Origin of the sequence: Stenotrophomonas sp. TWI377 (assembly GCF_039674525.1) — a bacterium.
Classification (GTDB): domain Bacteria; phylum Pseudomonadota; class Gammaproteobacteria; order Xanthomonadales; family Xanthomonadaceae; genus Stenotrophomonas.
Map to the genome: position 1 here is coordinate 307862 of NZ_JBDJNT010000001.1, position 12308 is coordinate 320169.

The 12308-nt window shown below is 66.6% G+C and carries 8 protein-coding genes; 3 read left to right on the forward strand and 5 right to left on the reverse strand.

All coding sequences use genetic code 11. The features are described 5' to 3' along the window. Positions 1 to 110: 110 nt before the first annotated feature. The 5 genes from ABE546_RS01295 to ABE546_RS01315 all read right to left on the reverse strand — a co-directional run bounded on the left by ABE546_RS01295 (position 111) and on the right by ABE546_RS01315 (position 7928). Positions 111 to 2363 (reverse strand): TonB-dependent receptor, encoded by a 2253-nt coding sequence (locus tag ABE546_RS01295; protein WP_346462390.1) that lies wholly within the window; start codon positions 2361 to 2363, stop codon positions 111 to 113. Positions 2364 to 2587: 224 nt separating this feature from the next. Next, a complete protein-coding gene (locus ABE546_RS01300) occupies positions 2588 to 3586 on the reverse strand; it encodes a dipeptide epimerase (RefSeq protein WP_346462392.1) in 999 nt (332 codons plus the stop codon). A gap of 184 nt (positions 3587 to 3770) precedes the next feature. Continuing rightward, positions 3771 to 5213 carry a serine hydrolase gene (locus ABE546_RS01305; RefSeq protein WP_346462394.1) on the reverse strand — a complete coding sequence of 481 codons (1443 nt, stop codon included), beginning with the start codon at positions 5211 to 5213 and terminating at the stop codon, positions 3771 to 3773. Positions 5214 to 5250: 37 nt separating this feature from the next. After that, positions 5251 to 6870, reverse strand: a complete 1620-nt coding sequence (locus ABE546_RS01310) for a D-aminoacylase (RefSeq protein ID WP_346462396.1) — start codon at positions 6868 to 6870, stop codon at positions 5251 to 5253. After that, positions 6870 to 7928, reverse strand: a complete 1059-nt coding sequence (locus ABE546_RS01315; protein WP_313218430.1) for an alpha/beta hydrolase — start codon at positions 7926 to 7928, stop codon at positions 6870 to 6872. The genes ABE546_RS01310 and ABE546_RS01315 overlap by 1 nt, the downstream gene beginning before the upstream one ends. A gap of 344 nt (positions 7929 to 8272) precedes the next feature. On the opposite strand from ABE546_RS01315, the gene ABE546_RS01320 reads away from it, so the two are divergent. From ABE546_RS01320 to ABE546_RS01330, 3 genes are all read left to right on the forward strand, one after another. Continuing rightward, positions 8273 to 8671, forward strand: coding sequence for a hypothetical protein (locus ABE546_RS01320; protein WP_313219202.1), 399 nt, complete (start codon positions 8273 to 8275; stop codon positions 8669 to 8671). A gap of 173 nt (positions 8672 to 8844) precedes the next feature. Further along, on the forward strand, positions 8845 to 10884 hold the full coding sequence (locus ABE546_RS01325) for a TonB-dependent receptor (RefSeq protein WP_346462398.1): 2040 nt from the start codon (positions 8845 to 8847) through the stop codon (positions 10882 to 10884). A 1-nt stretch (position 10885) separates the two neighbouring features. Beyond that, positions 10886 to 12295 carry a PepSY domain-containing protein gene (locus tag ABE546_RS01330; protein ID WP_313209830.1) on the forward strand — a complete coding sequence of 470 codons (1410 nt, stop codon included), beginning with the start codon at positions 10886 to 10888 and terminating at the stop codon, positions 12293 to 12295. Positions 12296 to 12308: the final 13 nt, after the last annotated feature.

Here is a 12308-nt window from a genome sequence, read left to right on the forward strand (position 1 = left end):
CTGCTGCCTGCGGGTCGGGATGGGATGGGATCCGTGCAAGCATATCCGCTTCGGCCACGGTTACCGGGCAGCACGGCCCCAAAGGGGCCGCACTGCCCTGCCCCGCTGGATCAGAAGCTGTAATCCAACGAAACACCCACGGTACGCGGCTGCATCATCACCGCATTCCAGCGCCGGTACTGCTGCGCGCCCGCGGCAGGAATCGTCCTGCCAGCGGCGACGTAGATGTCCTTGTTGGTGAGGTTGGTGATGAAGAAGCGCACGGTGGTGTTCTGGCTGCTCACTTCGGCAGTCAGGTCAACGGTGGTGTAGCTGGGCAGGTCGAAGGACTGCGTTGAGGCCACCGATGCCGCACGCTCGCCGTAATAGCGCAGCGCGCCACCGACGCTCCAGCCCCATTCGCCGCTCGTCGGGAACTGGTAGTCGGCCTGCAGGCTGCCGGCCCATTCGGGCACCTGCGGCAGCTGGGCGCCGGATTCGGCCTGGTTCGGGCCGCCCGGACGGGCCGGGGGAATCGGAGCCGTCAACGTGGCGTCGGTGTAGGTCAGGCTGCCGCTCAGGCGCAGGCCGTCGACGGGCATCAGCGCGCCGGTGAATTCAACGCCCTGGCTGCGTGCTTCGCCCCCATTGACACCATAGGAGATGCCCTGCGCCGTGAGCAGGTTCAAGCGGATGTCGTCCCAGTCGATCCGGAATGCCGCCACTTCCACCAGCGCACGACGATCCCAGAAGTGGCTCTTCAGGCCGGCTTCGTAGTTGATCAACGTATCCGACTTGACCTGCGCGGGCACCTCCGGGGCGGCCGGCAGGATGGGATTGGGGCTGCCGGCGCGGTAGCCGGTGGCGACCCGCACGTAGGCCATGGTGTCTTCGCCCAGGAACAAGCGCGGGCTGGCGCTCCAGGTGGTCACGCTTTCCGAGGAGTCGGTGATGCGCTGCACGCCATCGCCGCCCAACGGACCGCCGAGTGTCTGGCGGAATTCCTGGTCGTTGCGCGCATGGCGCACGCCCAGGGCCAGATCGAAGCGGTCGGTGAACTTCCAGGTGGCATTGCCGAACAGGGCCTTCTCTTTATACGTGGTCAGCACCGAGGCGGTGAACAGATCAAGCACCGGATTGAATGCCGGGCTCAGTGCACTGCCGCGCTCGATGTAGGCGGCATCTTCATCGGTATAGAACGCGCCGAGCTGCCATTGCAGGCGACTGTCGCCCTTGGAGGTCAGGCGGAATTCCTGGGTCCACTTCTTCAGCTCGATATCCGTGTCCAGGCCGGCGTACGCCATCACCGGGCCCACGCCGGGCTTCTGCCCCAGCAAGGGGATGTACTCCACCGACTGGTCCTGCAGGCGCCATGAATTGGATTTCATCCAGCTGCTGGCGGAGGTGAAGTCGGCCCAGCCCAGATCCCAGTCCACCGTCAGGCCGTACACGTCGTACTTGATCGTGCTCGGCTGCAGGAACAGATACTCGTTTGAGTAGCCGGGCAGCTTCGGCTTGAAGGTGGCCGGGTCGAGCGCGACCGTCGCGAAATTGTCGCCCTTGTTTTCCTGGCGCATCGCGGTGAGCAGCACGTCCACCGTATCGGAGGCCTTCCACAGCAGCGAAAGGCGGCCGGCGTTCTGGTACACATCGTTGGTGTCGCGGCGATGCAGGACGCTGTTGTCGATCCAGCCCGGACTGGTCTGCTCGGCGTAGCTGGCGCGCAGGGCCAACTGACCCTTCACCAGTGGCACATTGACGGCGGCGCGCTCGGAATGGCCCACCCGGCCGCCATCGTCGACAACGCGCATCGTGGCGCCGGCGCGGCCCGAGAAGTACTCCAGGTCCGGCCGTTTGGTGACGTACTTGACCACGCCGCCCAGCGCACTGGCACCGTACAGCGTGCCCTGCGGGCCGCGCAGCACTTCCACGTTCTGCACGTCGTACGGCAGCAGGTCGAACATGCCGGAGGTCGCACCGGACAGTGAGCCATTGGCGGTGAGCGGCACGTCGTCAACGTAGATCGAGGTCGAGGCGGTATTGCCCATCGGGGTGATGCCGCGGATCGAGATCGTCGAGCGGCCCGGCGCACCGAGGCTGGTGATCTGCAGGCCGGGAACCAGCCCGGCCAGGTCATTCATGTTGTTGACCTGGAGGCGGTCGAGCTGCTCTTCGCTGATGACGCTGATGGACATCGGGATATCGGTGACCACTTCCACGCGTTTCTGCGCGGTCGCGGTCACAGTGCCCAACGTATGTACGTCGTCGCGGTTGGGGTTCTCGGCGGCGACCTGTGCCAGTGCCGTGGCGCTGCAGCCCAGGGCCAGGATGCCTGCAGTGCAGGCCAGCGACAACGCGTTCATTCGGAGCGAACAGTGACTCATGTGATGAGACCTCGGTAGCGAAGCTGGACGCCCACGGCAATGGGCACGGAATGCGGCAGTCAGGGCACCCCGTCGTGCTGGGGTGGGGGCCGGCCTGGCAGTGACGCTCCTGGGATGAATGGCTATGCGTAAGCCCATGTAGGACACAATAGTCCTGTTCAGAGAACTGTCAATCCTGCGTCGCAGCATTGACATGAATTCATGCGCCAGGCCCGCCCCGGACCTCAGCGTCCGGCGCCCCAGACTGCTTCGTCACACCAGATCGTGCCGTCGCGATAGAGCACCCCGGGCGTGCGGTCCTGCTTGAGGAAGGTGGGCCCGTCCAGGTCGACGAGATCACACAACTGCCCGACCACGAAGCCCGGCGCAGCGCCCAGGCTGCTGCAGACCATGCACCCGACCATGACGCCAAGCCCGGCCTCGCGCGCCGCGGCGGCGATCAGCAGCGCCTCGGTCAGGCCGCCGCATTTGTCGAGCTTGATGTTGAATACGTTGAAGCGACCCTTCAGGCCGTCGACATCGGCCAGGGTGAGCGCGCTTTCATCGGCGGCCAGAGGAATCGGCGACACGAATCCGTCCAGATCGGCTTCGCGCCCCCGGGCCAGCGGCTGTTCGATCAGCGCTACATCGGCGTCCACCATGGCTGCCACCAGCCGCTCGAGACCGCCGACCTGGTAACCCTGATTGGCATCGACCCCCAGCCATACCTCGGGCCGCGCCTGACGGATCGCCGCGACGCGCGCGATGTCCAGGTCGAGGTCACCGGTCAATTTGACCTTGATCGAACGCGCCTGGCGATACGCGACCGCGGCGGCCGCCATCGCCGTCGGCTCGTCGGCGCCGACCGTGAAGGTCGTGGGGAGCGGCCGCGGCGGCGGCAGCCCTGCAAGCGCCCATACGGGCTTGCCTGCCTGCTTCGATTCCAGCTCCCAGAGGGCAGCATCAACCGCGTTGCGAGCGCCACCGGCTGGCAGGATCGCGCGCAGTTCCTCGCGCGTGGGGTGTGCCTCGATGGCATCACGCACGGCTTCGAGCTGGAGGCGCATGGTCTCGATGTCTTCGCCCAGGTAATAGACGCCGGTCGCCTCACCGCGGCCGACGTGCGTGCCGTCATCCAGGGTGACAAGGCAGGCCAGCCGGCTGTCGAAGACGTGGCTGGCGATGCGGAACGGTGCGGCCAGACGCAGCGCGTCGACGGCGATGCCGAGGGTGAGGCGGGCCATCAGGCGTTCACTCCGGATGCGGCCACGTCACGCGCCACAGCGGGCGTTGCCAACAGCTTGATCGAGCACATCTGCTTTCCCTGCCTCAAGGTGATTAATTCTCACATCGAGACATTAGTTCTCCGCACGGAGAACTGTCAATGGGCGCCGTGTCCGGCGCCCCTCCCTCGTGCCTCGTTACGGCTTACTTCGCAGCTACCGGGGCCGGTGCCAGTGCGGCCGCGATCTGCGACAGATACTTGTTCCAGTCGAACTTCTGCCCTTCCGGTGTCCAGCCCAGACGCACGATCACCGCATCCTGCGAGGGAATCACCGCCATGATCTGATGGTTGTGGCCCATCGCCATGAAGGCATCGGGAGGCACGTCCTGCAGCACCTTCCGACCTTCTTCTGCAGCCGCGGCCCGGTTCAACCACAGCTGCGCGCCGTATGAGGGGCGCGGTGATGCTGGCGTGGGCGTCACCGCGAACTGGAGCCATTCCGGCGACAGCAGCCGCTTGCCATCGGCCTCGCCGTGGTTCAGATGCAACAGCCCATAGCGCGCCCAATCCCGTGCCGTTGCATACCCGTAGGAACTGCCGACCAGGACACCGGACTCGTCCGGCTCGATCAGCGCGCTGCGCATGCCGGCCGGCTCGAACAACCGTGTCTGTGCAAATCGGGTCATGCCTTCCAGGGTGCCGCCGGTGGCCTCGAAGACGATCCGCGACAGGATGTTGGTCGTACCCGAGGAATAGCTCCAGTGCGTGCCTGGCGCATGTTCAAGCGGCATCGCGGCCGCCAGCGCGCCCATGTCACCGGCCTCGAACAGCATCTTGATCGATTCGTTACCGGGCTTGTAGCTCTCCACGAAGGCCAACCCGCTCGACATCGTCAGCAACTGGCGCAGCGTGATCGCGCCGCGCGGATCGCCTTCGCCCTTCCATTCCGGCACCGGCGCGGGGTCATCCAGCTTGAGCACGCCGTCATCCACCAGCAGGCCAACCAGCGTGCCCATGATGCTTTTGGTGGCCGACCAGCCCAACATGCGGGTGTTCTGGTTGAAGCCAGGCGCGTAACGCTCGGCAACGATCGCCCCACCCTGCACCACCACGATCGCACGGGTGTCCGGGTAACCGCCCACGTTCTGCTCATCGAAGGCCGCACTCACGGCCGCGTCCAGTGCGGCACGGTCGAGCTTCCCTTCTGCGGCGGCCTGCAGCGCCGGCACAGGCCGGTCACCCTGTGGCCAGGGGCGCGCCGCCAGTGGCGATAGTGGCGTGAGCTGGGCCGCCTGGGCCTTGAGCGCCGCGAGCGGCACGTCGCCCGTGGTCAGCGTGCAGCCGACCGCCGGGCGATGCAACGCGGTCCGGCTGGCCGTCCCAGGCGCGGAGGCGGTGACCGTCCCTGCCTTGCGATCGACCGCCAGCGCCACCGTCCTGGTGAATGGCGCCAGTGCGTGGATGTCGTCGCGCAGCACGTCGGCCTCGGCGCGGTTGGCCACGAAGATGCCGGCGCAGGCGATCTGTGCCGAGACCGCGGTGCCCAGATCCTCCGCGCTGGTGATCGGTGGTGCGGCGGCCAGTGCTGGCGCGGAGGCGGCGAGCGCCAGAGAGAGAAGACTCCAGCCGGAGGCGTGTCGGATCATGAGGTGTGTCCCGTGTTTGTTGGAGCGCGCACGTGGATCAGCGCGTGCGGCATGGGTGGCGCAGCGCCGAGCCCGCCCGGGCGCCGGTGTGTTTGCCACCCTCGAAACTCACCACACCGTTGACGATCACGGTTTCGATGCCGGTCGGCGCGCCGGCGGGCGCGTCCCAGCTCGCCACATCGTCCAGCGTGTCCAGATCGAACAGCACGATATCGGCGCGCATCCCCTCGCGGATCAGCCCGCGATCGCTCAACCCCATCCGCTGTGCGGGCCAGCTGGTCATCTTGCGGATCGCGTCTTCCAGCGTCAGCACATGACGCCGCTTCACATACTCGGCGAGGATCCGCGGGAAGGTGCCATACGCGCGCGGGTGTGGCAGGCCGATGGCGCCGTCGCTGCCGTAGTTCACCGCGGCGGCCGCGTCACTGCCAATACTCACCCAGGGCTGGCGCAGCGCGAGCTGCACATCCTCTTCGCTGATCATGAAATACAGCGCGACCGCCCGATTGGGCAACCCTTCAAGCGCGATGTCCCAGGCCGCATCCGCCGGGTCCAGATTCAGTTCGGCACCGATCTCGGCCAGCGTCTTGCCATGGAAGCGCCGGTACTTCTCACTGAAGCTGTTGGCCAGGCGCACGTTCTGGAAGCCACCCGACGCATGCACCAGGTTGGACCAGCCCGGCATCGAACCGGCGGCGACCTCCTTTTTCATGCGCTCGCGCACCTTCGGATCGCGCACGCGCTCGATACCTTTCTCAAGCCCGTCGGCCCAGACCCAGCTCGGCGCGATGATCTCCAGCCCGGTGCCGCCGGCGGTGTAGGGATAGAGATCGGCGGCAACATCGACGCCGCGGTCCCGCGCTGCATTGATCGTCGCCAGTGCCTGGGGCATCAGCTTGCCCCACTCCGGCGCATAGGCAGCCTTCAAGTGGAAGATCTCCACCTTGACGCCGCCCTTCTCGCCGATCTCGATGGCCTCTTCAATGGCCTTGACCACGCCCTCGCTCTCGTCACGCATATGCGTGGCGTAGAAGCCGTCGCATTGCGCGGCCACCTTGGCCAGCGAGACCAGATCGGAGGTGCTCTGGAAGCTGCTGGGTGCATAGATCAAGGCGCTGGAGATACCGAACGCACCGGCCTCCATCGCAATCTTCACCTGCTCGCCCATGGCATCGAGCTGCTTCCTGGTCGGCGCACCAGCGGCATCGCCCATGACGTGCACGCGGGCCTGGGTGGAGGAGTAGTACGTGCCGAAGTTGACCGCGATACCCTGCGTTTCGAGCTGCTTGAAGTAGCCCGGCATCCCCGCCGCAGGCACCGGCGGTCCGCCCTCGCCGCCGATCAGCGTGGTCACGCCCATCCGCAACTTGTTCTCGGCCGCGCCGTCCTTGAGCAGCGCCGCGCCGGACTGATCCATCATGTCGATGAAGCCCGGCGACACATAGCGCCCCGTTGCGTCGATCTCGCGGGTGCCCTTGCCGGGGACCTGGCCGACCTGGACCACCCGCCCCTCCTTGACCGCCACATCGGCACGGACCCACGGATTGCCGGCACCGTCGAGCACGCGTCCACCGCGGATCACCAGGTCATAGTCGGCCGCGGCCGCGTTGGCGGCGAACAGCATCGATACGCCCGCCCAGAGCAGGGTGCGCTTCATCATTGCATCTCCTTGTTGGTGCGCGCCTGCGCACGCACGTCATCCACGACCTCGCGAACCGCATCCACCACGCGATCAGGCTGATCGATCTGGATGTAGTGGCCGGAATCGCTCACGATCTGTTGCTGCCCGCGGCTGGACAGGGCGGCCTGCTCGGCATGCAAGGTGCGCCATTCCTGCTTGAACCGGGCGCCCTCCTCCGCCGTCAGGCCCATCTTCTTCAGCTCGTCGGGCTTGAACGGCTTCAACGCGGTCAGCACGATCACCGGGCGGTCGCCAAACGACGTAACCGCGCGGGCATCGTCCATGGTGCTGTCGAAGCCGTCGAGTTCTGCGGTCGCGCCTGTGACCGAGGCACTGGAGAAGGCGGTGATCTCCGCGGCCTCATCCTTCGGGCGTGGACCATGATCGGCGCGCGAGAACAGGAAGCGCACCAGGCCGGTCCGTGACAGTGCCGTGGCGGTATGCATCAACAGCGACACCTTCTTCGGGTGGACATCGATGCTCACCACGCTGCCGAGCCGGGCGATCTGATCCGGGTGCGAGGGGTCGACCATCACCAGCCCGGCGACCTGATCGCCGTAGCGCCCCACATAGGTCCGGATGTACGGCCCGCCGATGGAATGGCCGACCAGCACCAGCGGATCGGTGATGCCCGCGCCTTTCAACAGGGCGTGCAGGTCATCGGCCACGGCCGACGCACGCTGCGGGGTGTCCTTCGCATCGCTGCGCATGATGCCGGCGCGGTCGTAGGCACAGGCGCGGGTGAAGCGGGCGATCCGGTCGTGCACCCGGGTCCAGTCCATCGTGCCGCCCGTGCCGAGACCGGACTCGAAGATCACGGTCGGGGTGCCACTGCCGCGACACTCGATATGCATCTGGCGTCCGCCGACATCGACCATCTGGCCGCGCAGTGGATGATCGGTCGCCGCGCTCCGGCGTGCCAAGGCCTCGTAGACCACCCCGATGAGGGTGATCAGGATCACGACCGCCAGCAGACCCAGCGCGATCCACTTCACCCACCGACGAAACCGCCGCCAACCCTTCACTGCTGTCATGTCGTGCTCTCTTGAATGGCGTGCTGAAGCCTGCGTTGCGCCGCAGGCGGTTGAGAATCCTCTGACCTGCCTGCCCGGCCAACGCAAACGACCGGGGACAGGTGTAGGCCCATATAGGATATAAGCGTCCTATTTGGAGAATTGTCAATGTGCAATGCGGGGCGCGGGGCCAGCCCATGGGCCACTCCGGAGGCCACGCTACCCAGCGCCAGACTGCGACAAACCGTCGCAATCGAGCACGAACCGGGCATTTTCGCCGGGAATCCCGACAGACATGCCTTACCATCGGGCCGGTGCGTGCGTCCCTCCTCCACCGCTGGCTTCATGCATGGGCCTTGCTGGCGATTGCGCTGGTGATCGTGGCGCCCATGGTCAGCCGGGCATTGGCGCCGGTGAACGCGCCCGTCATGGAGGCCTCGCCGGCACCCGATCCGCATGCGGCGCATCACGCCATGACGGATGCCGACGCGCATGCGGGCCATCACGCGCATCACGATAGGGATCAGGGAAAGGCCAGCCCCGCTGCCGAAGCGCCTGCCGATCCGCATGCCAGCCATGAGATGGGCGTGGACTGCGAGTACTGCCTGATTGCGGCCCGTCTCATCAGCCTGCTCGTGGCGCTGCTCCTGCTGCTGACGCAATGGCCGGCCGTGTTTCGATCGCTGTCGGGTCTGGTCGACTGTCGCCGCGCCCCCGCACGGGGAACGCTGGGAGCTCGCGGCCCGCCGCTGCTGGCCTGCTGATCCGGTCCTGACCAGGTGCAGCGCTGCTGCGCCCTGCCCTGTCTGCTGATCCACCGTGTCCGGTGGGGCCAGGCGATGCCGGATTGGAACCGATGCCCCGCGCCATCCGGCGTCTCTGCCGGACCTTGTTCCTGCCCCGGTCGATCTGACCGTGGCGACCGATGCTGTGGACCATGACAACTTCTTTTTCGTATCGACCTTTGGCCAAGGCCATCACGGCCGTGCTTGCCGCTGCCCTTCTTCTTCCCGCCACCGTCGCCGCCCAGAACGGTACCGTGCTGACCCTGGGCACCGTGCAGGCGCGTTCGGCCACCGAGCGCGAGCTGTCGGCCCGCTCGGTCTTCACCTCGGTGGATCTCATCGGCGGCGATGTCCTTCAACCGCAGAAGGTCGACCATAGCTGGGAGCTGCTGATGAATGCCCCGGGCGTGCAGGTCACCCAGTTCAAGATGGGCACCGACGCCGGCCGTTTTTCGTTCCGGGGTTTCAACGGAGAGGGCCGCATCAACGCGGTCAAGCTGCTGATCGACGGCATTCCAAGCAATGAGAATTCGGGCGGCATGCCCTACCTGGATGCGGTGTTTCCGCTGGACATCGCCGCGCTCGAGATCGTGCGCGGCACCAACGATGCCCGCTACGGGCTGCATGCGATTGCCGGTGACGTGAATGTGTTGACCCGCCAGGGCGGCAATGACGGCCAGCTGAGCATCACCGCCGGCAGCTTTGGCACGCGGGATGTGCAGTTGGCCAAAGGGTTCGAGCGCGGCCCCTGGTCACAGAACTATTTCGTCGGCTGGCGCACGTCCGACGGCGAGCGCGACCATGCCAATGGCACGCAGCGCAGCTTCGCCGGCAAGTGGTTCTACACCGACCCTGACGGCCGATGGCGCGCAGGGCTGACCAGCCGCTACTACAAGAACGCCGCACTGGAAGCCGGCTACCTCAGCTATCCGGAGGTGCAGGCCAATCCGACGCAATCGCCGGCCTACGCACGCGATGACCGCAGTGAGCGCGAGACGGTCCAGACCGCCGTGCACATCGATGGCGCACTGGGCAGCGACTGGAGCTGGAACGCCAAGGCTTACCAGAACAACTATCGCAACCAGCGCTGGGTGACGTTCACCGCGGGAGGCGCTCAACAGGAACGTTTCAATGATGAGACCCATCGCGGCGTGATCTTGAACACCACCTGGCGCCCGGACTCGCGGCTGGCCGAGTTCGTCCTCGATGCCGGCGTGGATGGGCAGTGGCAGGACAACACGGCCCGCCGCTACAGGACCGTCGCGCGCGAGCGCCAGGCGACCCTGCGCGATTGGGACTACACCCTCGATACCCGGGGTGCCTACGTGCAGGCGGTAATCCGGCCGATGGACGCGCTGAAGATCGTACCCGCCTACCGGGTCGATCGCGTGTATGGCGACTTCCACAATGGGGCGACCGGCCTGCGCGCACCGGTCTACGACTACGGCCTGATCAAACAACCCAAGCTGAGTGTGTCCTACGATCTCAGCCCGACCACGGTCGTGTACGCCAACTGGGGGCGAACGTTCCAGATCGGCAGCGGCAATGGCGCGTATCGCACGCAGCTGAACGATCTTGCTCCCTCCCTCAACGAGGGCTGGGAGGCCGGTATGAAATGGGCGCCCGTGCAGGGGCTGCAGACCCGGATCGCGTACTGGGAGCAGCGGGCCAGCGATGAGGTCGCCACCGTCCTGGGCGTCAATGGCGTGGTCGGGGCCAATGAGGTCGGCAACGTGGGCCAGACGCTGCGCCGCGGTTGGGACGCCCAGCTGACATGGCAGGCCAGCGCCCAGTGGCGCGCCTGGGCCGCGTACTCGCGGCAGAAGGCGGTGATCGAGGTGCCCGACCCCAGTGCGCCGCAGACCCGCGGGCGGCAGATCGAGAACGTGCCGAACTGGCTGGCCAGCGCGGGGGTGGACTACGCCCCGACGGCCGACTGGGCCTTCAGCGCCTGGGGCAATGGCCAGGGCGACTACTTCGTGGAACGAACCAACACGCTGGGACGCTACGGCGGCTATGCACTGTTGAACCTGAGCGCCACGTACCGCCTGGACGCGCGCAACAGCCTGGCCCTGCAGTTGAAGAACGCGACAGATCGTTTCTACGTGTATGCCTGGTACGACAGCGGTTCCTCGGGCTACTCACCCGGTGATGGCCGGGCGCTGTACCTGAGCTGGACCCGGGAGCTCTGACATGCCAACCCCCGCTACCCCGCGTGCATCGGATCGCTGGCGTTTCTACCGCGCGGTGTGGCGGTGGCACTTCTATGCCGGCCTGTTCGTGCTGCCCTTCATCGCCTGGCTGGCGTTGACCGGGGCCGTGTACGTCTACCAGAAGCCGATCGATCGCTGGATCCATCACGATCTGAAGGTCGTGGAGACCGCAGCGCTGCCACCCTCGCCTGCCAGCGCTCAGCTGGCGGCCGTCAATGCCGTCAGTCACGGGGAGATCTTCCGTTACACCACGCCGGACTACGCCGACGGCACCATCGAGATCGGCGTCCAGGAGGCCGACGGTCGACGGCAGGTCTACTACGTCGACCCGGGCACCGCGCAGGTGCTGGGGCACCTGCCCGACAAAGGCACGTTCTCGGGCGTGGTGCGGCAGCTCCACAGCCTCGATCTGCTCGGCGATTACGCCAGTGCCCTGATCGAGATCGCCGCTGGCTGGGCCATCCTGCTGGTGGCGACCGGCGTGTACCTGTGGTGGCCGCGCGGGCAGAACGGTGGGATCACCACGGTTCGCGGGCAGCCGCGACAGCGGCTGTTCTGGCGCGATCTGCATGCGGTGACCGGCGTCTGGGTCGGCGGTGTGCTCGTGTTCCTGGCCGTGACCGGCATGCCCTGGTCGGTGGTCTGGGGCCATCAGGTCAATGCCTGGGCGAACGGTCACGACTATGGCTACCCGACCGGGGTGCGGGTGAACGTGCCGATGTCCGCGCATCGGCTTGCCGACACCACCACGCCAGCCTGGTCGATGGCGCAGGCACAGCTACCGGTCTCAGCGGTGCCGCATGCCCAGCACGCCGCTGTCGATGACGGGCATGCCGCACATGGCGGCGGTCCACTCGGGGATCTGTCGCCGCAGCCCGGTGCGCTCGGCATCGACGCGGCCATGCGCCGGTTCAGCGCACTGGGGCTGGCACCGGGTTACAGCATCGCGCTGCCGCGTGGGCCCATGGGGGTCTACACCGCCTCGGTCTATCCGGAGGATCTGTCGCGCCAGCGGGTTGTGCATCTGGACCAGTACAGCGGCCGGGTTCTGCTGGACATGGGCTACGCCGATTACGGTGCGCTTGGGCGAGGACTGGAATGGGGCATCAATGTCCATCTCGGCAACGAGTACGGCACGGTCAACCGTGTGGTGCTGATCATCGCGTGCGCAGCGATCCTCCTGCTCTGCCTCAGCGGTGCGGTGATGTGGTGGAAGCGGCGGCCCATCGGCGGGATCGGCGTGCCGCCACTGCCGAAGCACGGGCGAAGCGTGGCGGGTGTCTTCGTGCTGCTGTGCATCGGCGGCGTGGTGTTCCCGCTGGTGGGCCTGTCGCTGTTGGTCGTGGGGCTGCTGGACCACCTCGCCACCCGTGGCTGGCGACGGACGTGAAGACCCGCACTTC